At 62.1% G+C, this 21,161-nt stretch carries 23 protein-coding genes; 15 read left to right on the forward strand and 8 right to left on the reverse strand.

Translation table 11 applies throughout. From position 1 onward, the window contains the following. Window positions 1-1,708: 1,708 nt before the first annotated feature. Window positions 1,709-1,948 (forward strand): hypothetical protein, encoded by a 240-nt coding sequence (locus VB618_RS00750; RefSeq protein ID WP_329794578.1) that lies wholly within the window; start codon window positions 1,709-1,711, stop codon window positions 1,946-1,948. A 963-nt stretch (window positions 1,949-2,911) separates the two neighbouring features. After that, entirely contained in the window at window positions 2,912-3,214 is a 303-nt protein-coding gene (locus VB618_RS00755) for a hypothetical protein (protein ID WP_329794580.1), read from the forward strand. A 118-nt stretch (window positions 3,215-3,332) separates the two neighbouring features. Here the strand turns inward: VB618_RS00755 and VB618_RS00760 are convergent, their stop codons facing one another. The 3 genes from VB618_RS00760 to pdxH form a co-directional block, all read right to left on the reverse strand. After that, on the reverse strand, window positions 3,333-3,761 hold the full coding sequence (locus VB618_RS00760) for a hypothetical protein (protein WP_329794581.1): 429 nt from the start codon (window positions 3,759-3,761) through the stop codon (window positions 3,333-3,335). An 8-nt stretch (window positions 3,762-3,769) separates the two neighbouring features. Continuing rightward, a complete protein-coding gene (locus tag VB618_RS00765; protein WP_442931626.1) occupies window positions 3,770-4,492 on the reverse strand; it encodes an SDR family NAD(P)-dependent oxidoreductase in 723 nt (240 codons plus the stop codon). A gap of 104 nt (window positions 4,493-4,596) precedes the next feature. Then, window positions 4,597-5,205, reverse strand: a complete 609-nt coding sequence (gene pdxH, locus VB618_RS00770) for a pyridoxamine 5'-phosphate oxidase (protein WP_329794583.1) — start codon at window positions 5,203-5,205, stop codon at window positions 4,597-4,599. A gap of 99 nt (window positions 5,206-5,304) precedes the next feature. Here pdxH and VB618_RS00775 point away from each other — a divergent pair, with 99 nt between their 5' ends. The 4 genes from VB618_RS00775 (at window position 5,305) to VB618_RS00790 (ending at window position 8,355) form a co-directional block, all read left to right on the forward strand. After that, a complete protein-coding gene (locus tag VB618_RS00775) occupies window positions 5,305-5,730 on the forward strand; it encodes an RT0821/Lpp0805 family surface protein (protein ID WP_329794584.1) in 426 nt (141 codons plus the stop codon). A gap of 100 nt (window positions 5,731-5,830) precedes the next feature. Then, a complete protein-coding gene (locus tag VB618_RS00780; protein ID WP_329794585.1) occupies window positions 5,831-6,772 on the forward strand; it encodes a J domain-containing protein in 942 nt (313 codons plus the stop codon). Between the two features lie 134 nt (window positions 6,773-6,906). Next, entirely contained in the window at window positions 6,907-7,731 is an 825-nt protein-coding gene (fabI, locus tag VB618_RS00785) for an enoyl-ACP reductase FabI (protein WP_329794586.1), read from the forward strand. 30 nt (window positions 7,732-7,761) lie between these two features. Further along, window positions 7,762-8,355, forward strand: a complete 594-nt coding sequence (locus VB618_RS00790) for a histidine phosphatase family protein (protein WP_329794587.1) — start codon at window positions 7,762-7,764, stop codon at window positions 8,353-8,355. 68 nt (window positions 8,356-8,423) lie between these two features. On the opposite strand, the gene VB618_RS00795 is transcribed toward VB618_RS00790, so the two are convergent. Then, window positions 8,424-8,903 carry a tetratricopeptide repeat protein gene (locus VB618_RS00795; protein WP_329794588.1) on the reverse strand — a complete coding sequence of 160 codons (480 nt, stop codon included), beginning with the start codon at window positions 8,901-8,903 and terminating at the stop codon, window positions 8,424-8,426. Between the two features lie 377 nt (window positions 8,904-9,280). Between VB618_RS00795 and VB618_RS00800 the strand changes: the two genes are divergently transcribed. The 5 genes from VB618_RS00800 to ribB all read left to right on the forward strand — a co-directional run bounded on the left by VB618_RS00800 (window position 9,281) and on the right by ribB (window position 14,190). Beyond that, window positions 9,281-9,700 (forward strand): hypothetical protein, encoded by a 420-nt coding sequence (locus VB618_RS00800; protein ID WP_329794589.1) that lies wholly within the window; start codon window positions 9,281-9,283, stop codon window positions 9,698-9,700. A gap of 353 nt (window positions 9,701-10,053) precedes the next feature. Beyond that, window positions 10,054-10,446, forward strand: a complete 393-nt coding sequence (locus VB618_RS00805; protein ID WP_329794590.1) for a hypothetical protein — start codon at window positions 10,054-10,056, stop codon at window positions 10,444-10,446. Window positions 10,447-10,524: 78 nt separating this feature from the next. Continuing rightward, window positions 10,525-10,929, forward strand: coding sequence for a VOC family protein (locus tag VB618_RS00810; protein ID WP_329794591.1), 405 nt, complete (start codon window positions 10,525-10,527; stop codon window positions 10,927-10,929). 638 nt (window positions 10,930-11,567) lie between these two features. After that, window positions 11,568-12,683: a chorismate synthase gene (gene aroC / locus VB618_RS00815; protein ID WP_329794593.1), complete on the forward strand. Its 1,116-nt coding sequence runs from the start codon at window positions 11,568-11,570 to the stop codon at window positions 12,681-12,683. Window positions 12,684-12,900: 217 nt separating this feature from the next. Then, window positions 12,901-14,190 carry a 3,4-dihydroxy-2-butanone-4-phosphate synthase gene (gene ribB, locus VB618_RS00820; RefSeq protein ID WP_329794594.1) on the forward strand — a complete coding sequence of 430 codons (1,290 nt, stop codon included), beginning with the start codon at window positions 12,901-12,903 and terminating at the stop codon, window positions 14,188-14,190. A 133-nt stretch (window positions 14,191-14,323) separates the two neighbouring features. On the opposite strand, the gene VB618_RS00825 is transcribed toward ribB, so the two are convergent. After that, a complete protein-coding gene (locus VB618_RS00825; RefSeq protein WP_329794595.1) occupies window positions 14,324-15,265 on the reverse strand; it encodes a histone deacetylase family protein in 942 nt (313 codons plus the stop codon). A gap of 195 nt (window positions 15,266-15,460) precedes the next feature. On the opposite strand from VB618_RS00825, the gene VB618_RS00830 reads away from it, so the two are divergent. Further along, window positions 15,461-16,048 (forward strand): L,D-transpeptidase, encoded by a 588-nt coding sequence (locus VB618_RS00830; RefSeq protein WP_329794596.1) that lies wholly within the window; start codon window positions 15,461-15,463, stop codon window positions 16,046-16,048. A 65-nt stretch (window positions 16,049-16,113) separates the two neighbouring features. Here the strand turns inward: VB618_RS00830 and VB618_RS00835 are convergent, their stop codons facing one another. The 3 genes from VB618_RS00835 to VB618_RS00845 all read right to left on the reverse strand — a co-directional run bounded on the left by VB618_RS00835 (window position 16,114) and on the right by VB618_RS00845 (window position 17,871). After that, window positions 16,114-16,305: a hypothetical protein gene (locus VB618_RS00835; RefSeq protein WP_329794597.1), complete on the reverse strand. Its 192-nt coding sequence runs from the start codon at window positions 16,303-16,305 to the stop codon at window positions 16,114-16,116. Between the two features lie 223 nt (window positions 16,306-16,528). Beyond that, complete coding sequence (locus VB618_RS00840; protein WP_329794598.1) at window positions 16,529-17,374, reverse strand: patatin-like phospholipase family protein; 846 nt, start codon at window positions 17,372-17,374, stop codon at window positions 16,529-16,531. A gap of 8 nt (window positions 17,375-17,382) precedes the next feature. Then, window positions 17,383-17,871, reverse strand: a complete 489-nt coding sequence (locus VB618_RS00845) for a MarR family winged helix-turn-helix transcriptional regulator (protein ID WP_329794599.1) — start codon at window positions 17,869-17,871, stop codon at window positions 17,383-17,385. A gap of 191 nt (window positions 17,872-18,062) precedes the next feature. Here VB618_RS00845 and VB618_RS00850 point away from each other — a divergent pair, with 191 nt between their 5' ends. From VB618_RS00850 to VB618_RS00860, 3 genes are read left to right on the forward strand one after another with little or no spacing between them, the layout of a single operon-like run. Continuing rightward, window positions 18,063-19,286 carry a YjgN family protein gene (locus tag VB618_RS00850; RefSeq protein WP_329794600.1) on the forward strand — a complete coding sequence of 408 codons (1,224 nt, stop codon included), beginning with the start codon at window positions 18,063-18,065 and terminating at the stop codon, window positions 19,284-19,286. A gap of 8 nt (window positions 19,287-19,294) precedes the next feature. Next, entirely contained in the window at window positions 19,295-20,380 is a 1,086-nt protein-coding gene (locus VB618_RS00855; protein ID WP_329794601.1) for a M48 family metallopeptidase, read from the forward strand. After that, entirely contained in the window at window positions 20,380-21,159 is a 780-nt protein-coding gene (locus VB618_RS00860) for a DUF1499 domain-containing protein (RefSeq protein WP_329794602.1), read from the forward strand. Before VB618_RS00855 ends, VB618_RS00860 begins: the two co-directional genes overlap by 1 nt. Window positions 21,160-21,161 lie beyond the last annotated feature (2 nt).

The following is a 21,161-nucleotide window of genomic DNA, read 5'->3' on the forward strand; positions in this document are numbered from 1 at the left end:
TGGCTCAATATCAAAAATTAATAACTTATGTTAACGGCGCTTCCGGAGCTCTCGTCTGGCCTTCCACAGGCTCTACTTCCCTAAAATGGACCTCAGCAGGCTTGAAGCGGCGCTGATCAGTGCCGCGATCCTGCATGCGGCAGATGAAGGAGTGGGAACCAATGCGTAGGACCGCCGAGCCCTAACCCTCGTCCATATTTATCGAGCGAGCCACCTGCCATGTTTTTCCATTCACCATCATAATAGCCTTTGATGACAGTCTCCTTAAGCTGGCCACTGTCCCAGGTCAGGAGGACCGTTGTCCCGTCAGTCGGAGCGGTCGCTATCAGCCGCCAAAAAGTGGCTTGGCTATCGGTCATTTGCGCCTCCTTGGGCGACAGGTCTACTTCACGATGGATGCCGGCAAGGCGCAGCGTGGCCGCCTTCCCGTTGCCGTCATGATCTCCTCGGCGTTTCCAAATTCGAATAATCCGGCATGGGTACTGTCATTGACCATGCCCTACTATCTTGCCGGCGACTGGTTTGGTGCAGAACCTGGAATCTTCAGAGCAAACCGCCCTGGGGCACTTAAGCGAGGGGAGGGGCGTATGTGGAAAGCCTTTAGCAATCTTTGCCGCCATTTTCGTAGTTTCGAATTTTGCCGCAAACGCACAAAATCTACCCTCTCTCAAGAAGGGAACGCCGTATACCCAAGTGCGTCAAACATTAATCAGGCAGGGCTTTAGTCCTCTTCGTTTCCCGAAGGAAGAGCAGCAGCGGCGGTGTTGGGGACGCAACGAGATCTGTGAGACTTACCTGGAAACTGATGCCTGCGCTGGCACAGGGTTGGGTCAGTGTCAGTTCGTATTTCACAGCCCCCAAGGCTCGTATGTGGTAATAACGACAGTGGGGGAAGGTTTGTCAGACCTCAAGTATGACAAGTCCAACCGACCTGACCGAAATGAGGCTGACGAGTACAAGCGGTATACACAGTAACTGACAGCTCTCAATTACTCCGACAATACGCTTTATGGAAATGAAGATGGCTGTGGTGTCGCCGGAGTAGGTGGCAACTAAACGCCCGGTATCTCAACCTAGAAACAGGTAGGCGACTAGCGATACAGTCGCTGCAGCAAAAGCCAAGGTCATTCTGAGGAGTGGTTGGCTGACGTGGGTTTGCTGAGGAATACGAGCAATTGAACTGCGTACCTTGGTCTCTCGGGTCTTATGGCTTTCAAACCGGTGCTCAGACATTAGGGCTCTTCATGGCGGTGTGCTCACTCTGGAGCATTCGATCCGCAGGAATAGGTCATGGGAAGGGTATAGCGGGGAGGAGTGAAGAGAACGTTGAGCCGAACGACAGTCGCGGTAGAGCAGCTCTACGGCTGAATGGCCTGGAAGAGGAGCAGCCCAAGTATTGCTATGCCGAAGAAGGAAACGCCCGTCAGCACGAACTTGGCTGTTCTTCGGAGCTGATGGAGTTGGGCTTCAATGCTCGCCAGCCGTTGAAGCTTATGATGTGATTCCTGGTCGTTCGGGCTCATTCCAGTATGTGTAAACGATTACACGGGGCTGGTCTTTGCACACATGCAAGGATCATTTTCCGAAAATCTCAATGGACAGGCTTGGTAATCCGGGCTCTGACCATCTGGTGGCGCACCGACGTTCTCCGGCGCAACTGCTATGGGTTAACCTGCTCTTAAGAGGGTAAGGCTTTAGCGTTCTTGGCATGAAGATCGACGATAAATCCTCAGCACCGTGGAGCACCAGAAGCTTCGCCTTAAATGGCGCTTTGCTCGGCCTGATTGTTGGTGTGGTTCATGGCTACGTCCACGCCTTTTGGAGCCCAAGTTCTGGGGATGACGTACTCCCGCACCTCATCGCGCAAATGGCCAAGTTCATATTTGCAGGGGCATTCGGTCTTGCTGCCTTATCCGTGATCCGCAACTGGCTGGTACGGAGGCGGTAGGCCGAACTCTTCGTCTTATTGCTGCCGGTCGCCGGCCAGGCACTCACGGCTTGCCCGATACGCTAAGATGGCGGTGGTGTCGCGGGAGTAGTTGCTCACGCGCTGCGGCTCCTTGCCTTTAGGGTAGCCAGTAAACCCGCTAGGTACCTCTTAGCGACCCATCTGGAAGCTGCAAGAGTGGCGGGGAGGAGTGCGGCTCCGGCCAATGCGTATATCGCAATCTCGCCTTTCCCATTCAGGTAAGGGCTACCTTCGACAGGCTCCGAAACAGGGAGATGCTGAAGGTGCAGCAGGAACCCGATCAATGTGCCAATAACAGCCCCGCCCGCTGCATTGGTTGCGACCCTAAGGCGCTTTTTTGATTCAATGCTTTCGAAAAAATACTTCATGTCAGCTGCGTCTTAGGTGGCTCGCGAGAGAAGGCGTGCCGAGAGCATGGCATGAAGGGGTGAAGAGAGGGTTGAGGGCCTCGACGTTAGCGCATCATCTTCAGAAGCTCTTCGACAGCTTCAGCTTGAGTGATAACGCCGCGCTCGTAGCGTCGGAGAATATCCCTGATCTGTGCCCTTTTAGAGCGTGAGCCGCCGATCCGGTTATCTATCTCAGCAAGAGATTGGGGTGCCCGCAGTGCCTGATCTGGCTTCCGGAAGATGCTCCGAGCTTTCTGCAATATGCTCACATCAGATACTCGCCATAGTGATGCCAGGCCATATCTGCCAGCGATGCCCCTCCTTCACACCATAGCGGCTTGCTGAGCCCGAAAACAGTCTTTCCGGATGATGGCTTTAGCCCTGAACCTCATCCAATCGGGCCGTCAATAATGGGGGTATCGGTACCATCCCTCTTTTGGCGTATGCATCGGGAACCCCGTCATACGCGTTTCCTGAACTAGCAACCTGACACAGCTGGGGAGAGCCTGATGCCCCCAAGATCCTCGGGTCAGTCACACGAAAGGTACCGCGTATGAAAAGTCTTGTTATCCTCTTGGCGCTTGCAGCAACTCCTGCAGCTGCACAAGCAGAGCGCGTCACGCTGCGTAGCCTTCACGTCCTTTGCTCGACAGCTGACACGGCAAACCGCTTGAACGAGTTGCGCGACAACAACAGTGCCTGGATAGCACAGGTCAAATCGGAAACCGCCGAGAAGCAGTGCACGATCCTGCCAGCAGCCACGAACGTGTGGGTGGAGAGCCGCTCCGGGGCACTGGCATGTGCCAAAGGCGATGACATGCCCAACTGCGGATGGACCGTGCTCGACGCGACCTGATAGCTTCGCATGTCGAAGGAGGGCACTTATCCCCCCTCCCTGTCCAGGAGAGCGGAGGGAGGCGCGGCCTTCCGTCGTGATGCGGTAATAGCCCGGCCCGCACAGGCGGCGTGACGTCCTATTGCGCCGACTCGTCCGGCCGCTGAGCCAAGCACGGATCGAGGACGATGAAATCCGGGTTCGGCCGGCTGTAGCCGCCGGCCACCGTCACCACGTCGCCGACCTTCATGTCGTTGGTCTGGTAGGTGACGCAGAGCACCTTCGGATCGGGCGCGGTGCCGCACAGGCCGAGATAGGCGAGCGTGCCGTCGAAATGCACGAGGGCGAGGGGACCCGTGACGCTGAAATCCACGCGGGTTTCGCCGGTCTCGCGATCCTTGGTCAGTTCCCGCACCTCATGACATTGCGCCTGATAGGAGGGCTGCATGTCCGGATCGGCGAAGGGGTTCTTCTCAGGACTCTCCTGGCCTGCTGCTGCTGACGAAACGAGCATCAGCAACGCTGTGAGAAGGCTCTGTGCCGGGTGCCGGGAAGGCCGCAGAGGCATGGACCACCTCAGACGTGCTGGCCGCCGTTGATGTGCAGCTCCGCGCCGGTCACGTAGGAACTCGCGTCCGTGCAGAGGAAGTAGATCGCCTTGGCCACCTCGTCCGGCGTGCCGAGACGGCGCATCGGCAATTGCTCGACGATCTTGTCCGTGCCGGGAGAGAGGATCGCGGTGTCGATCTCGCCGGGCGAGATGGCGTTCACGCGCACGCCGAGCGGGCCGAAGTCGCCCGCCATCTCTCGGGTCAGCGAGGCGAGCGCCGCCTTGGAGGTGGCATAGGCCGCGCCCGCGAAGGGATGGACGCGCGAGCCCGCGATGGAGGTCACATTCACCACCGAGCCCTTGGCCTTGGTGAGTTCGTCCTGGAGGCCACGGGCCAGCAGGATCGAGGCGAAGAAATTGACCTGGAACACCCGCAGCCAGTCCTCGTAGCGGGTGTCGAGGGTTCCCATCCGCGCGCCGCCTTCGCCCTTGGGCGAAATGCCCGCATTGTTGACGAGCGCATGCAGGCAGCCGCCCTCGACGGCAAGACGCTCCTTCACCTCGGCGATAGCGCGGCGCGTGTCCTGTGCATCCGCCAGATCGACCTGCAGGTGGTCCTCAGGCCCCATCTCCCACGGGCAGTTCTCAGGGAATCCATGCCGCGAGCAGGTGATCACCCGCCACCCGGCCGCCGAGAAGCGCTTGACGGTCGCATGCCCGATGCCGCGGCTCGCGCCGGTGAGCAGCATGATGCGGCGGGATGTATTGGACGAAGAGGACATGGGGGTTCTCTCGTAAGAGGGGGCAGACCTCTATCTCAGTTCAGGAGCGCGGTCCATGGGATGGCTCGGCCTCATGGATAAAGCCGCACTTTCCGCCAGCCGTCGCCCTCGCGGCTGAACACCACGCGGTCGTGCAGCCGGAACGGCTTGTCCTGCCAGAACTCGATGGAAACCGGCGCGATGCGGAAGCCCGTCCAGTGAGGCGGGCGCGGGATCTCGCCCACGGCATATTTGGCGGTGTTGAGGGCTACGGCCTTCTCGAGGGCGAAGCGGCTCTCGAGCGGGCGCGATTGCTGGCTCGCCCAGGCGCCGATGCGGCTGTCGCGGGGTCGGCTCTGGAAATAGGCGTCGGCCTCCTGTTCGCTCACCAGCGTCACAGGGCCGCGGGCGCGCACCTGCCGGCGCAGGCTCTTCCAGTGCAGCACGAGGGCGGCCTTGCCCTGGCCGAGGAGCTCGCGGCCCTTGTTGGATTCCGTGTTGGTGTAGAACACGAAGCCGTTCTCGTCGAACCCCTTGAGGAGCACCATGCGCACGTTCGGCAGATCGGTCTCGTCCACGGTGGCGAGCGCCATGGCGTTGGGATCGTTCGGCTCGGAGGCTTCCGCCTCCTTCAACCAAGACTGAAAGAGGGCGAAGGGCTCTTCGGACTCCGTGAAGTCACCACTTGTTAACGCGTTCACTGTCTTATCTCGTTCTGTGACTTTTGGTTCTGGGGGACCCAACGCGTGACGTGGATCAATCCGCGCCGTTATAGATCAGATGGCTTCGCTGGCGAAGCCATGAAAATCTTGGCTGTCGGCCTGCTTGCTCTGTCGACGAGCGCCTGCGGCATGTCCCTTGGACTTTCCGCCCTGGACGAGGACGGCCCGAAGGCGACAGGCGCCATCGGACCTAAGAGCGACATCACCCTTTCGGCCGATCTGGACGAGGAGGATTGGCGCCGCGCCAAGGCGGCGCTAGCGGTCGCTCTCGATCCGCAGGGGCCCGGCACCCAGGTTTCCTGGGACAATCCGGCGACGAGCCGCAAGGGCACTTTCACTCCGGTGGGGGCGCCCTTCGTGAAGAACGACGAGATCTGCCGCACCTTCTCGGCCCATCTGAGCGGCCCGTCCACGGCCGCCCTGCAGGGCACGGCCTGCCGACCCTCGGGCAGCGAATGGGTGCTCAAAGAGATCAAGCCGGTAAAGGCCACGTCCAAAGTCTAACGTTCACCGGCTCGGGCGTTGCAAAGGGGCAACACTTTGCCCATATGACCGTCAAACCTTTGAGCCTTCAGGCTCCCAATCCGACGGTTCAGGATTCCACATGCGCAACCCCTACGACGTTCTCGGCGTGTCCCGCTCTGCGAGCGAAGCGGACATTAAGAAGGCGTTCCGCAAGCTCGCCAAGACCTATCATCCGGACAGCAACACGAACGACCCCAAGGCCAAGGACAAGTTCGCCGAGGCGAACTCGGCCTACGAGATCCTGGGCGATGCGACCAAGCGCGCCCAGTTCGACCGGGGCGAGATCGACGCCGAGGGCAAGCCGCGCTTCTCCGGTTTCGAGGGTTTTGGGGGCGGCCGGGGCGGGGCCGGGGCGGAGGGTTTCTCCGGCTTCGGCGGCGGCAATCCCTTCGGCGGGCGGCGCAGCAGGAGCGGTTTCGGGGCCGATCCGGGCGAGGACTTCTTCTCCCAGATCTTCGAGAACGCCTTCCGGGCCGGCGGCGAGAGCCCGCGCCAGGCCCGCAGCCAGCCTAAGCAGAAGGGTGAGGACGTGGAGGCCACGCTCACGGTCACCCTGGAGGATGTCGCCGCCGAGGCGAAGAAGCGGGTCAGGCTCCCCACCGGCCGCGACGTGGACGTGGTCATTCCCAAGGGTGTCGCCGACGGTCAGGTGATCCGCCTGCGCGGCCTAGGGCAGGGCGCCCCCGGGATCGATCCGGGCGATGCGCTGCTGACCATTGCGTTCGCGCCCCATGAACAATTCACCCCCGAGGGCTCCAACCTGCGGCTGCGGCTGCCCGTCGAGATCGAGGAGGCCGTCCTGGGCGGGTCGGTGCGCGTGCCCACCCTGACCGGCTCGGTGGAGATGAAGATCCCGCCTCTGACCAATTCCGGCCGAACCTTCCGCCTGCGCGGCAAGGGCCTGCCGGGCAAGACTGGCCATGGCGACCTTCTCGTGACCACGGAGATCAGGCTGCCCGAGATCGTGGACGAGGACCTGATGGACTACGCCCGCAGACGCCTCTCGGCGAAGGCCAAGTAAGGCGCGACCGCAGAAATTAGTCCTTATCCGCCGGGATCGGCACGAGGCATGCCAAGAGGGCTTCCCCGTGGCTGCCGGGTCGGCTAAAGAGGCCGTTCCTTACTTGACCTCTCCAGTGACGATCTAGGTGAACCATGGCGGAGACAAAGGCTCCCGGCATTCTGGCCGGCAAGCGCGGCTTGATCATGGGCGTGGCGAACAACCGTTCCATCGCCTGGGGCATTGCGCAGGCGGCCCGCCAGCACGGGGCTGAACTCGCCTTCACCTATCAGGGCGATGCTCTCAAAAAACGCGTCGAGCCCCTGGCCAAGGAGCTGGATGCCCATGTGGTCGGCCATTGCGACGTGACGGACGGCGCCACCATCGACGCGGTGTTCGACGAGGTGAAGCGCCTTTGGGGCTCCATCGACTTCGTGGTCCACTGCATCGCCTTCTCCGACAAGGACGAGCTCACCGGCCGCTATGTGGAGACCTCCGAGGGCAACTTCACCAAGTCGCTGCTGATCTCCTGCTATTCCTTCACGGCCATCGCCCAGCGGGCCGAGAAGCTGATGAACGAGGGCGGCTCGCTGCTCACGCTCACCTATTACGGCGCCGAGAAGTGGATGCCGCACTACAACGTCATGGGCGTGGCGAAGGCTGCGCTCGAGGCCTCCGTGCGCTATCTCGCGGCCGATCTCGGGCCGAAGAACATCCGCGTCAACGCCATCTCGGCGGGCCCGATCAAGACGCTGGCTGCCTCGGGCATCGGTGACTTCCGCTACATTCTCAAGTGGAACGAGTATAATTCGCCGCTGCGCCGCACGGTCACCATCGAAGAGGTCGGCGAGACGGCTGCCTATCTCGTGTCCGACATGTCCCGCGGCATGACCGGCGAGATCCTGCATGTGGATGCGGGCTACCATGTGGTCGGCATGAAGAACCCGGAAGCGCCGGACCTCTCCCTCGACAAAGACTGACCCCAGTAACGCGTAACCGGACTTCAAACCGTGACCCCGTCCCGCCCCACGATCTACTTCATTCGCCACGGCGAGACGGACTGGAACCTCGAAGGCCGCCTTCAGGGGCAGAAGGACATTCCGCTCAACGATGTCGGCCGCGTTCAGGCCGAGGAGGCAGCCCGCAAGCTCCGGGCTCTTGCGCCCCATGTGGAGGATCTCGCCTATCTCGCGAGCCCCATGACCCGCACCCGCGAGACCATGGAGATCCTGCGGGGGACCCTGGGGCTGCACCCGGAATCCTACAAGCTGGACGAGCGCCTCGTGGAGTTGACCTTCGGAATCTGGGAAGGCATGACCTGGAAGGAAGTCCGCAAGGCCGAGCCGGCTTTGGCGGTGCTGCGCGAGCAGGACAAGTGGCACTACGCTCCGCCCGGAGGCGGCGAGAGCTACGCCATGCTGGTCGAGCGCATCCGCCCCGTCCTCGACGACATCACCCGCGATACGGTGGTGGTGGCCCATGGCGGCGTCGCCCGCGCCTTCCTCGCCATCGCCTGCGGGGTCAATGCCCGCCAAGCCGCCAGCATGGACATCTGGCAGGGGAAGGTGCTCGTGATCGACGGACGCAGCCACCGGTGGGTGTGAAGGGCTTGTACTAAGACTTGATCATCTGCCTCTACAGTAAATTCTGTATTTCTGTTTCAGGCCTCGACTTATCGCGGCGTCGCCTGTTGACGCCTGTCCCTTATGGCTTTGTTCATTTTCTCTAAAGCCTTTATGCTTTTCAGGTGCTCAGTCAGGAGGGCAAGTTCCGTAGCAACGCGGTTAAGGCCTTTCTTCAGAGCTTCTGAGTTTTCAGGGTCGTTGAGCAGTTCTTCCTTATAGAGAGCCTCAGCTTTCTCCAGATATTCGAGGGCCTTCCCGTAGTTGGTCTCATACCCCTTTCCGTGGATATAAAGGCCGCTGAGGTGATAATAAGCTGATGCCTCTCCCTGATTTGCAGAGAGCTCAAGCCACCTTGCCGCTTCTTTATAGTCTTTGGGGACGCCAAACCCATAAGTAAAAAGAAGGCCGATATTGCTTTGTGCCTTGCTGTTTCCGAGATCGGCAGAGGCTCGCCACCATGTGAGGGCAGCCATGTAATCTTGTGGAACGCTTTTCCCCGCATAATAGAGCCGTCCCAGCACCAGCATTGCGATGGCGTCTCCATTTTCGGCTGCCGGTCGCGCAGTCCTGAAAGCAACCTCATAGTTCTGCGCAATGTACGCGCGCCTCGCCTCAATACCAGACGCAAGCGTCTGCAAAGGGCACAGCAGAATTCCAACGATAAGGAATGATCGAAGGCAACGCATTTGGTTGTCTATCTCCAGCCTTGTCTCTCTCCTCGGAGATCATCCTATGTTACATTGTATAGATCATGAGGCTATCCAAATTTACTCCTCGGTTTGGCAATGAACCTGCGTGGACCCAATGAGCCGTAAACGGCTGGGGTAGGCGTTTGGAGTGCAAAAGCACTGCAAGATGGACAGAACGAACGCACAACCTTCACCGCACTCCCGCGTTGAAGGATATGCAATACATCTGCGACGCCCCGGGATCGACGACCTGGTTTCTGATTGAAACCGAAGGGGAGGCTGCGCTCGAATCCGATGCCATGCATCATGCCGTCGAGAAGCACTTCCATCAGGCCTGGGAGTCAGCCGAGCGGAGCTACCGGCCGACGTCGAGTTCCTTCGTCGAGAAGAATATCGGCCTCAAGGCTCACGTGCAGCGCGCCATGCCGCTGTTCCTGACCCTGCGCGATGCGGAGGGACAGGCGCTCGTCACGGCCATGCTGCCGCCGGGCGGGCGTCATGAACCGGCCTTCAGGATCATCATCGTCGGTCCTGAGAACAGCGACCCCTATATCGATCATGCGGAGGCCATCAGGAAGCTGGGCGAGCATTTTGGCCTCAGCCTCGAGCGAAGCCGTTGCTATCCTTATCACTGAGCGCGCCCACGCTCCCAACCATCACCTCCTGCTTGTGTCGGCGATAGTCAGTGAGGCGTCATCCCCGGCGGTCCGCAGGATCGAGAAGGGGATCCATAGCGCTACGTATGTGAGTGGATTCCCTTCCCCTCCGCTGACGCTCCGGCCGGGAATAACATCCGCTCACGTCCTCACCGGCCTTGTGCCGGTGATCTCGACTTTGGAAGGCGGCGGCGCTTCACAGCATCGGGATGGCCGGGACAAGCCCGGCCATGACGGGCGGACAAGCTCCAGGCTGTGTCACTTCCCCTGCTGTTGAGCCTTCCTCAAGAATATGCTCTTCTATGTTATCAAGTTTCAACATAGGGGTTGTCATGTCTCGCCTCATGGCCTTTGCGGCCGGCTTGGCCCTGCTCATGAGTTCCGCGTCTGCCGAAACCGTTGAGCGGACGGTCAAGGCCAACACGGTTTCGGCCATTGGCGGGTTCCTCGGCTACGAGGTGGAGACCTGCTACCCGTCGAATATTCCCAATGTGAAGATCCGGCAGCAGCCGGCCAACGGCACCCTTCAGATCCGCCCATATGAGCAGGCGCTCGGGAAGGACACGCGTTGCCCCGGCACGAAGGTTCGCGGCCTCGCCTACGTTTATACGCCGAAGAAGGGCTTCAAAGGGACCGACGAGGTCGCTCTCGACATTCCCTGGAGCTGGAATGAGGCTGGTCCTGAGACCCTGATGACCAACACCTATCGAATCCGCGTGGAATAAGGTCAGATCCTCAACGACAAGGGAGCTGTCCTGTCGATGTGGAGATGACGGCTTCCTCCAACCACGCAGGGGATGGCCGTGAACCAGAGGATTGCTCACATCGCCCTCGTGGTCCGGGATTACGATGAGGCGATCGATTTCTATGTGAACAAGCTCCAGTTCGAATTGGTCGAGGACACATACCAGCCGGAGCAGGACAAGCGCTGGGTTATCGTCAGGCCACGAGGCAATGATGGCGCATCGCTGCTCCTGGCACGCGCGTCCGATGCTCATCAGGAGGAATTCATCGGCAACCAAGCCGGAGGCCGTGTCTTCCTGTTCCTGCGAACCGATGACTTCTGGCGGGACCACGCCGCCATTGCCGAAGCAGGCATCGTATTCGTCCGGGAACCCAAGCAGGCTGATTACGGCATCGTTGCCGTGTTCAAGGATCTCTACGGCAATCTATGGGACCTCGTTCAATTCACGGACGGTCGTCCATGATCACCCGCCTCGTCATCCCCGGACTTGGTCCGGGGATCCACGTCTCTGCAGCGGGTCCGAAGACGTGGAGGGCCGGGAATGACACCCTCACTGTCATTCCGGGGCGCCAAAGGCGAACCCGGAATCGATAACCGCTAACAGTGCAGAAAGAGGCGAAACGCTGTTCGCCCCTTCCTGACATGTCGTGTTTATGGATTCCGGGCTCTCGCTGCGCTCGCCCCGGAATGACAGTGGGTTGGCAGGAGCAATGTTCTCACTTTGTTCTTGACAATCCTCCTAAGCTCGGCTATAGCTACAGACATCCCCGCCCGACGAGGGGCGCGCTCGCGAGGCGTCGCAAGAACGGGGCGAGGAGCGGTCCCGCCGCAGGTTTCGCAAGCCTGTGGTCGCGGGAGGTCGATCCTGGCTCTGACCAGGTCCACCTGAAAAGAACCGTGCGTGATGAGCAGCCCGGCTCTCACCTTCCCCATCACCCATCGAGCCGGCTGCCCGACGCGCCACCCTCGATCAACCTTCAGGCTCGCAGCACCCGCTGCGGGCCCCAAGGCGCTGGATGTTTGACATCTGTCCATTCCATAGCCCAAGCGTGACACCGGGGCGCTTTGGTTTTAAGACGCCTTGAACCCTGAAGAAGCGCCATGTCCCACAACACCTTCGGTCACCTGTTCCGCGTCACCACCTTCGGCGAAAGTCATGGGCCGGCCCTTGGCTGCGTGGTCGATGGCTGCCCGCCCATGATCCCGCTGGAGGCCGCCGAGATCCAGGCGGAGCTCGACCGGCGCCGGCCGGGGCAGTCGCGCTTCACCACACAGCGCCAGGAGCCCGATCAGGTCAAAATCCTCTCGGGTGTCTTCACGGACGAGCGCACGGGAAAGCAGGTGACCACCGGCACACCGATCGCGCTCATGATCGAGAATGTGGACCAGCGCTCCAAGGATTACTCCGAGATCAAGAACTCCTACCGTCCAGGCCATGCCGATTTCACCTATGACGTGAAGTACGGCATCCGCGACTACCGCGGCGGCGGCCGCTCCTCGGCCCGCGAGACGGCGGCCCGCGTGGCTGCTGGCGCTGTCGCCCGCAAGGTGCTCGCCGGTGTCACCATCCGGGGCGCCCTCGTGCAGATGGGCCCGCATGCCATCGACCGCGGCAACTGGGATTGGGACGAGGTTGCCCGCAACCCGTTCTTCTGCCCCGACGCGAAGGCCGCTCAATTCTACGAGGAATATCTCGACGGCCTGCGCAAGTCTGGCTCCTCCATCGGGGCCGTCCTCGAGATTGTGGCCGAAGGCGTGCCGCCGGGCCTCGGTGCTCCGATCTACGGCAAGGTCGATTCCGACCTCGCCTCCGCGCTCATGTCGATCAATGCCGTCAAGGGCGTGGAGATCGGCGACGGCTTCGCCGCAGCAAGCCTGCGCGGCGAGGAGAATGCCGACGAGATGCGCCCCGGCAACGGCGGCGCGCCGACCTTCCTGTCGAACCACGCCGGCGGTGTGCTCGGAGGCATCTCCACCGGCCAGCCGGTGGTCTGCCGCTTCGCCGTGAAGCCCACCTCCTCGATCCTTACGCCCCGCGCGAGCGTGACCCGCTCCGGGGCCGAGGCCGAGGTGATGACCAAGGGTCGCCACGACCCCTGCGTCGGCATCCGGGCCGTGCCGGTGGGCGAGGCCATGGTCGCCTGCGTCCTCGCCGACCACGTCCTCCGCCACCGGGGGCAGGTGGGGCAGAACGCGGCTTGGCCGTTTGGGAGCTGAGGCCCTGACGGCGAGAAGCACAACCTGAACGTCATGACCGGGCCTGTCCCGGTCATCTCGATGCTGAAAGGCGCGGCCTGAGTTAATCGGGATCACCGGCACAAGGCCGGTAATGACGTCGGGGTAGTGGGTCCACACCTTGGGCCAGGCAATTCTGCAAGGGCAGGCATGCAGATTTTAGTTTTACTAAAATCGCACCTTCGGCTAAACCACCGGCATGAAACTGGCTGAGTGGCTCACCCGTCATGGCGTGTCGCGCGTGGAATTCGCGCGGCGGATCGGCGTTACGCCCGGCGCCATCACCCAGATGTGCAACTCCGAACAGGCTTGGCTCTCGCGGGACACGGCGGATCTGATCGCCCGTGAAACCCGTGGCGCCGTCACGCCCAACGACTTCCTGCCCCCGGCCGCCAAGGAGGCCCTGATGCCCAATTCCGTCACCGACGCCATCGAGGCTTTCGCTCGCGGTGAAATCGTCATCGTCACGGATGACGACGACCGCGAGAACGAAGGCGACCTCATCGTCGCCGCCTCCCTCTGCACGCCGGAGAAGATGGCCTTCATCATCCGCAACACCTGCGGCATCGTCTGCGCGCCGCTCACCGCCGCGGAGGCTCGCCGCCTGCGGCTCGACCCGATGGTCGCCTCGAACGATGCGCCGCTCGGCACCGCATTTACGGTCACCGTCGACGTGAAGCACGGCCTGACCACCGGCATCTCCGCCGAGCAGCGCTCGAACACGGTGCGGGCGCTCGCCAACAACAACATGGGCGCGACCGATTTCGTGCGGCCCGGCCATGTCTTCCCGCTGATCGCCAAGGATGGCGGCGTGCTCATGCGCTCGGGGCACACGGAAGCCGCTGTCGATCTGTGCAAGCTTGCGGACCTGCCGCCGGTGGGCGTGATCTGCGAACTGGCCAACGACGACGGCACCGTGATGAAGGGCCGGCAGATCGACGCCTTCGCCGAGACCCACAACCTCAAGCGCATCTCGGTGGCAGACCTCATCGCCTATCGCCAGGCGCGGGAAAAGCTCGTCGAGCGCATCGCCACCTTCCCGGTGGAGACCCAGTGGGGCTCGTTCACGGGCTATGCCTATTCGACGCCCTTCGACAGCGTGCAGCACATCGCTCTCGTGCATGGCCGCATCGGCGACGGTACGAACATTCCCGTGCGCCTGCACCGCGCCAATGCGCTCACCGACGTGTTCGAGGGCGGCAAGGCGGTGAACGCCTCGCTGCAGCGTTTCGTCAAGGAGGGCAGGGGCGTCCTCGTCTACCTGCGCGACGGCACGGCGGGCGTTCCGATCACATCTTTTGCGGAAACCGAGGAGACGGAATCTGAGGCGATGCGCTCAAGCCAGTGGCGCGAGATCGGTCTTGGCGCGCAAATCCTGAAGGATCTCGGCGTCGAGTCCATCCGCAACCTTGCCACCTCGAGCCGCTCCTATGTGGGTCTCAGCGGCTTCGGCATTGAGCTTCTGGGGCAGGAGCCGATTGAGGGTTGAGGCCTGCGTCTCAACCTCCTCGTCATCACCGGCCTTGTGCCGGTGATCTCGATTGATTGAAGCATGGAGCTTCACAGAATCGGGATGGCCGGGACAAGCCCGGCCATGACGTGGATGGTTCTCCGGATGCCCTCTATGCGCCCACCTCACGGCCCATCAACGCATCAAGGTGGAACGCCGTCGACTTCGCGAGGCCCTCTAAGTCGTAGCCGCCTTCGAGAACGGACACGATCCGTTGGCCGCAATGGCGGTCGGCGAGATCCATCAGCTTCTGCGTCGCCCAGGCGAAGTCCGATTCCGTAAGGTTCAGGCTGGCGAGCGGATCGCGCCAATGGGCATCGAATCCCGCCGAGATGATGATGAGATCGGGCGCGAAGCTGTCGATGCGCGGCGCAATGACGGTTTCTACCGCCTCGCGGAAGGCTTCGCTGCCTTCGCCGGCGCTTAAGGGCGCATTGACGATGGTGCCGTGTTCGCCCCTCTCGGACAGTGCCCCGGTGCCGGGATAGAGCGGCGCCTCGTGGGTCGAGCAATAGAGCACGGTCTCGTCCGACCAGAAGATGTCCTGGGTGCCGTTGCCATGGTGCACGTCCCAGTCGAAGATCGCCACGCGCTCGGCGCCATGGCGTCTCTGCGCATGGCGGGCGGCAATCGCCGCGTTGTTGAAGAAGCAGAAGCCCATGGCCCTGACGCGCTCGGCATGATGCCCCGGCGGGCGCATGGCCACGAAGGCGTTTCTCACCTTGCCGGCCATCACCTCATCGACGGCCAGCACCGCACCGCCGGCACCCCGCAGGGCCGCCTCGTAGGTGCCGGGCGACATGACCGTATCGTCGTCGATCTGGACGAGCCCCTCCCGAGGGCTGATGTCGCGGAGGCGGAGGATGTGGTCTTCCGGATGGGCGAGGGCGAGGCTTTCCATCTCGGCCATCGGCGCCTGCTCGCGAACGAGCGATGTGAAGCGCTCCTTCTCGAGGGCGCGCTCAATGGCTCGGATGCGATCGGGGCGCTCGGGATGGCCGAAGGGTGTCTGATGATCGAGGCAGGCCGGATGGGCAATGTAGAGCGTGGACATTGATTTTCTTAGATAAGGGCCGCTGCCAAATTTCGCAGCGTCACATGGGTCTGTTTATGTTGTTGCGATGCAACACCTTTCGGAGCGGAGCCGTGCCATGGTGTGTTCCGATTCGACTTGACGACCTTCCGGTCTATAAACCCGCCCGAAACCATCCTTCGCCTCAGTTCCGCTGAGTCTTCAGAGCTTTGCACGATGCGTCTTTTTCGTCTGCCCCTTCTTTTGGCAATGATGACGGCCCTGGCCGGCTGTAACTACAAGGGCATTCCCGACCCTCAGGTTTCGTCGCGCGATGCCGAATGGATGGCACAGATCCCGAAGGCCGAAGAGGATCCGCGCTTCGGCCGCTACCTCATCGACGATCCGACCGGTGAGGCGCCGGGGACCATCGTGGTCGATACGAAGGAGCGCCAGCTCTATCTCGTGCAGCCCAACAGGAAGGCGATCCGCTACGGCGTGGCGGTCGGCGACGAAGCCTATGGCTGGACCGGCACCTCCACCATCGCCCGCAAGGCCGAGTGGCCGGATTGGAATCCGCCGGCCGAGATGAAGGCGCGCTGGCCGCATGTGCAATACATCAAGGGCGGTCCGAGCAACCCGCTCGGCGCACGGGCGCTCTACCTCTACGAGGGCAACAAGGACACCCTCTACCGCATTCACGGCACCAACGAGCCGGAGAAGATCGGCTTTGCCGTCTCCTCGGGCTGCATCCGGATGCGCAACATCGACGTGGTTGACCTCTACAATCGCGTGCCGGTGAACACGAAGGTCATCGTCCGTTAAAGCCGAACGGCAGATTGAAGCCGGCAACAAAAGAGCGCCCGAAGGGGCGCTCTTTATGTTTTGGGCTACTGGCCCAGCATGGCTTCCTTGCGCAGGAAGGCGGGAAGCTCGGAGACCTTCGGGCGCTTCTGCTGCAGCTTGGCGGCCTGAACGGCCGCGGCGAGAGCCGGCAGGGCGACGTCCTTGAAGGCCGGGATGGACTGGGCGGCATTCTGTTGGCCTGAACGGATGTCTCGGCTTGGAGCGGGCTGGGTCATGGATCCTCTCTGGAAAATACAGGCTGTCTCTGCAACCTGCTTCTATGATCTCCAGGGCTGTGACCGCTTTGGGGCAGACCGGTGATCATGTGTTGGCTTGGCTGCAGATGAAGCAAGCAGGGTGAACCAACACTTAACGGCGCAGTCTTCCCGCCGACTTAAGGCATGAATACCTGTCGTCTTGTCGTTGCGTCACCTGAGCGTGTTCTACAGAGGCGCTTCCTCAGAAGCTGTGCGCAGCCACACCTTTTGCAAAGCTCTCGCCATCCCTTAGACCCATCTCGTAAGCCTTGCGGATCCCGGCCGGGTTGGTGATGTCGAATTGTCCAATTGGGACCGGCTGGGAGGGCTGGGTGTAGGTGCGGCCCTTCACCGGAGGAACGGCACGGTAGAGCCGGGAGAGAATCACCAGGGTCCTGCCGCCCTGCTCCTCGACGGGGAGCAGGGGCTCCGTCGGCACGTTGTCGACGAGGCCGCCATCGAGGGCCGCCATGCCGCCGATGCGGCCGACCGGCATGAAGGGCGGCACGCTGGCGCTCGCCATCAGGACCGCCGAGAGCTCTTCTGGTGACGCAAGATCCTGCACGCGGACGAATTCCGGGCGAAAGCCAAGCGCACGGCCGCCTCTCGGGTGGACCGGTGCGCGCCATGTCTTCTCGATCTGGTACGTGGCGATGCCCAGCGGAACGGCAAGCGACAGAGGCAGGCGGCGGGGCTTGCGGGCGAGACCGATGAGGACATCGGGACCTTGCTTCAGGTGCTCCAAGGCCGTCTCGTCGATGATGCTCTCGATCAGGCTGCGGTACATGAGCGAGACAGGCCAGGGCGAGCCCTCGCTGCGCCAGGCGCGCCATTCGAAATTGCGGCGCCCGATGCTGCAGCCTTCAGCCACCATCTCGTTTACCTTCCGGCCGAGACCGAGGAGGCTGTAGCAGGCCGACCAGGCGCCTGCGCTCACGCCGACCACGATCTCCGGCTTCAATCCGAGCAGCGGCGCTGCGGCCTCCCAGAAGCCTCCCTGCCAGTAGCAGCGGTTGCCGCCGCCCGCGAATGCCACCGCATCGAACATCGGTGCTCCTAGCGTTGTTTGGCGGGTGAAGCCTCCTCGTCGGCGCGCGCCCGATCGCGCCAGGCCAGAACAACCCGCTCCAGCTCGACGAGATCCTGCGTCGGGAGTGTTCCGAGGGTCCGCATCACATAGGAGCGCTGGGCCGCGATCCCCTGGTTGGCGAGGTCACGCCCTTTGGGAGTGAGATGGAGAGCGTTGGAGCGCCGGTCGCCTGGGATTGCGCGCCGTTCCACGAGACCGGCCTCGACCATGCGGTCGAGCAGGCCCGACACGTTGCCCTTGGTGACATAAAGCCGTTCCGCCAGCTCCTGCTGGCTTAAGCCCTCGCGCTCCGTGAGAGTAGACAACAGGTCGAACTGGGGGATCGACAGGCCAAGGGCCTTCAGTTCCGCCGCGACTGCATTGGTTGCGCGCCGGTTCAGGCGGATGATCCGGAACCAGATCCGCAGAGGATCGGCAGCGTTGATCTCGGCAGAGGCCGAGGAGGAGGACGTCAAGGGTTCATACTCCAGATACAGGGCGGATAGTTTACAGTGAAACCATTCCCGCCGTCACCCTCGCAGCCTGCCGGGTCGGCACTTCTCCCGCACCTTTCCGGTGGAGCAAAGGGAGAGGTTCAATCAAGTCGCATGTTCTAATGTTCCATATTTGTGGTACAGCTTGAGGGACCATCACCGAGCCTTGATCCATGACCGCTTCTCTGTCCACCGATCTGCCTCTGGCCCAGCCCACAGCACACAATGCGTCCATGTCCTTCTCAGGCAGGGGCGGGGACTTCCTCAGGCTTCTGATCACCGGAAGCCTCTTTCAGATCCCGACCTTCGGCTTCTATCGCTTCTGGCTGATCACGAAGCTGCGGCGGCACCTCTGGGCGAACACGCAGATCGACGGGGAGGCTTTCGAATATACCGGGACCGCGAAGGAACTGCTGATCGGCTTCCTCATTGCGCTCGCCGTTCTCGTTCCCCTCTACATCGCGTATTTCATTATCGGTATCATGGCTGAGGAGCAGTACGCCTTCGCCAGCGTGCCGCTCGTGATCGTCATGTATGTGCTGGCTCATTTCGGCAGCTACCGGGCCCGCAAGTACCGCGCGAGCCGAACCATCTTCCGGGGTGTTCGCTTCTGGATGAAGGGCTCGGGCTGGGCCTATGCCGTCCGGGCCATTCTGTGGGATCTCGCCACTCTTCTGACGCTTGGCCTTGCACTGCCATGGGCCATGGCCTCCCTCGAGCGCTACCGGATGCGACATACCTATTTCGGCAGCATCCAAGGCGATTTCGTCGGAACCGGCTGGTCCCTGTTCAAGCGCGGATGGTGGGTTTGGGCGTCGGGGCTCGTTCTTCTGACCTTCACCTTTTTCCTCTTCGTCGCTTCCGACATTGCTACGGGGAGCGGTAAGCCCGCCTTGCAGGGTCTCGCGGGCCTCGTTGGTCTGCTCATCGTGGCGCTTGTGCCACTGGCGATGGCGATTTTCACCCGCTGGCATATCGACGGTCTGCGCTTCAGCGACGTCACCGCAGCGAGCAACTTCCGAGCCGGGACGTATTACGGACTGATCTTCAAGCTGCTCTTCTCGTCCTTCGGATTCCTGATTGCATTCGGCATCATTGCTGGCGTGGCCGCTTATCTCTTCTCGTCCTTCTTCACGGCAGCCATGGCAGAGGCCGATGGTTTGTCGTTGTCATCGTTGAGTGCTGGTCTTCTGGTTGTCGTCGCCTATCTGATCGTTCTTCTCGGTCTCGGCGTTCTTCAGCGCTACTTCCTCGGACGGGGCTTATGGGCTGCGATCGTGACCTCCACGACGGTGACCAACCTGCGGGCGATCGATGCCGCGGTGGCCGCCGGGCAGCCGGCGGGCGTTCTCGGAGAGGGATTGGCCGACGCGCTCGATTTCAACGTCGGCATATGAGGTAAGCGATGGCGGATGCGGTGTTCTATGACGGCGAGAGCGCCCGTCGCAGAACGGTTTCGGTCAAGATCACCCCATCCTCTCTCGATCTTCATGAAGGGCCTGATTGGATCGCCTCCTGGCCTGCCGCCGACATCAGGAGACGCGATGCTCCTGACGGCATTCTGCGGTTGACGCGCGAAGAGGCGCACTCCCTTGCCCGTCTCGACATCGCAGATGCGGAAACGCAGTCGGCGATCAGGCTGCTTTGCCTGCATCTCGATGACGCCGTTCATCGGGAGAAGACGGGCCGGATCCTGTTCTGGTCTGCGGCGGCGGCGCTCTCGATCCTGCTCTGCGTCTTCTTCCTGCTCCCCATTCTGGCGGAGAGGCTGACGCCGCTTATTCCGGCGTCGTACGAGCGCCGTCTCGGCACGGCGGTCGACAACCAGATCCGCACGATCTTCAGCGGCAAGATCTGCAAGGATCCGCGCGGCCTCGCGGCGCTCGAAACCCTCGTCGCACAACTGCGCGGAGCGCAGGATCTCCCGGCTGATATCGACGTGGCGGTGCTGGAATCGAAGGTGCCGAACGCCATCGCCCTGCCGGGAGGGCGGATCTATCTCTTCAAGGCGCTTCTCGATGAGGCGGAATCGGCCGACGAGATCGCCGGCGTGCTGGCGCATGAGATCGGCCATGCCGCGCACAGGGATGGATTGCGCAAGTTGATCCAGGCGGGCGGCACGTCCTATCTCCTCGGCCTGCTGCTCGGCGACGTCACCGGAGGCGGCGCCATCGTCGTCGTGAGCCGTTATCTCGTGGACAGCGCTTATTCGCGAGACGCTGAGATGGCGGCCGACGATTTCGCTGGTCGCTCGATGACTGCCCTAGGACGGCCTGCTCATCCCATGGCCCTGCTGCTCAAGCGGATCGAGGATAAGCTTGGGGAGGACGATGACGGGAACGATTTCAAGATCCCGGCTTTTCTCTCCACCCACCCGGTCACCGATCAACGGCTGAAAGCTTTGGAAAAACAGGTGCCGTCCCGCCCCGGCGCGCCTCTGCTCTCAGATGAGCAGTGGCGCTCGCTCAAAGAGATTTGTAAGACCACCTGATGCGTCGCCTCATCATCGAAGAGCCTTATTCGCGGCCGGCGAAGTGGTCGCCCACGCTGGCATGGTTCGCGCTTGCCGTGACCATCCTGGTCGTGCTGCTGATCCGCTTCGGCCGGATCGACTATCAGTCGGGCTTCATTGCCCTGGGAGCGGGCATCGCCATCGCTCTCGTGGCGATTCTGTGTGCCCTGGCCGGGTTCGTCCGCATCTGGCAGGAAGGGCGGCGCGGGGTGGGAAGCGCGATCAAGGGGTTGATCGTCGCGATGCTGATTCTCGCCTATCCGGGCTTCATGGCGCTCAAAGCCATCACCCTGCCGGCGATCACCGATGTGACCACCGACACGGATGACCCGCCGGGCTTCTCCCGCTCCCGCGCTGCCCTCGAGGCACGCGAGGGGCGCGTTCCCCCCGACGTGACGCCGGAGGCGCGAGAGATGCAGCGGGCTGCCTATGTTCAGATTGCGCCGCTCACCCTCGACATCGGCCCTGGCGAGGCTTTTGCCATCGTGCGCAAGGCAGCTGACAATCTCGGATGGCGCGTGATCGAGGCCGTGCCCCCGGGCGGACGCGTCGGTCTTGGACGCTTGGAAGCGGTCGACCGGTCGCTGATTTTCAGGGTGCCCTACGACATCACGATCCGAGTCCGCCCGCGTGTCGACGGCACGCGTATCGATATCCGTTCGGCCTCTCGCTTCGGCAGTCATGACCTAGGCGCCAATGCGGATCATATCCGCGATTTCCTCGAAGAGGCCTCTAACCTCGCAATCGCGGTGCGCTGATA

This window comes from Microvirga sp. CF3062, assembly GCF_036314045.1.
Lineage (GTDB): Bacteria > Pseudomonadota > Alphaproteobacteria > Rhizobiales > Beijerinckiaceae > Microvirga.

Coding starts and splice junctions, on each gene's coding strand:
- VB618_RS00750 (WP_329794578.1), top strand. CDS start 1,709: ATGAAGATCGACGATAAATCCTCAGCACCGTGGAGCACCAGAAGCTTC.
- VB618_RS00755 (WP_329794580.1), top strand. CDS start 2,912: ATGAAAAGTCTTGTTATCCTCTTGGCGCTTGCAGCAACTCCTGCAGCT.
- VB618_RS00760 (WP_329794581.1), bottom strand. CDS start 3,761: ATGCCTCTGCGGCCTTCCCGGCACCCGGCACAGAGCCTTCTCACAGCG.
- VB618_RS00765 (WP_442931626.1), bottom strand. CDS start 4,492: ATGCTGCTCACCGGCGCGAGCCGCGGCATCGGGCATGCGACCGTCAAG.
- VB618_RS00775 (WP_329794584.1), top strand. CDS start 5,305: ATGAAAATCTTGGCTGTCGGCCTGCTTGCTCTGTCGACGAGCGCCTGC.
- VB618_RS00780 (WP_329794585.1), top strand. CDS start 5,831: ATGCGCAACCCCTACGACGTTCTCGGCGTGTCCCGCTCTGCGAGCGAA.
- fabI (WP_329794586.1), top strand. CDS start 6,907: ATGGCGGAGACAAAGGCTCCCGGCATTCTGGCCGGCAAGCGCGGCTTG.
- VB618_RS00795 (WP_329794588.1), bottom strand. CDS start 8,903: ATGCTGGTGCTGGGACGGCTCTATTATGCGGGGAAAAGCGTTCCACAA.
- VB618_RS00800 (WP_329794589.1), top strand. CDS start 9,281: ATGCAATACATCTGCGACGCCCCGGGATCGACGACCTGGTTTCTGATT.
- VB618_RS00805 (WP_329794590.1), top strand. CDS start 10,054: ATGTCTCGCCTCATGGCCTTTGCGGCCGGCTTGGCCCTGCTCATGAGT.
- aroC (WP_329794593.1), top strand. CDS start 11,568: ATGTCCCACAACACCTTCGGTCACCTGTTCCGCGTCACCACCTTCGGC.
- ribB (WP_329794594.1), top strand. CDS start 12,901: ATGAAACTGGCTGAGTGGCTCACCCGTCATGGCGTGTCGCGCGTGGAA.
- VB618_RS00825 (WP_329794595.1), bottom strand. CDS start 15,265: ATGTCCACGCTCTACATTGCCCATCCGGCCTGCCTCGATCATCAGACA.
- VB618_RS00830 (WP_329794596.1), top strand. CDS start 15,461: ATGCGTCTTTTTCGTCTGCCCCTTCTTTTGGCAATGATGACGGCCCTG.
- VB618_RS00835 (WP_329794597.1), bottom strand. CDS start 16,305: ATGACCCAGCCCGCTCCAAGCCGAGACATCCGTTCAGGCCAACAGAAT.
- VB618_RS00840 (WP_329794598.1), bottom strand. CDS start 17,374: ATGTTCGATGCGGTGGCATTCGCGGGCGGCGGCAACCGCTGCTACTGG.
- VB618_RS00850 (WP_329794600.1), top strand. CDS start 18,063: ATGACCGCTTCTCTGTCCACCGATCTGCCTCTGGCCCAGCCCACAGCA.
- VB618_RS00855 (WP_329794601.1), top strand. CDS start 19,295: ATGGCGGATGCGGTGTTCTATGACGGCGAGAGCGCCCGTCGCAGAACG.
- VB618_RS00860 (WP_329794602.1), top strand. CDS start 20,380: ATGCGTCGCCTCATCATCGAAGAGCCTTATTCGCGGCCGGCGAAGTGG.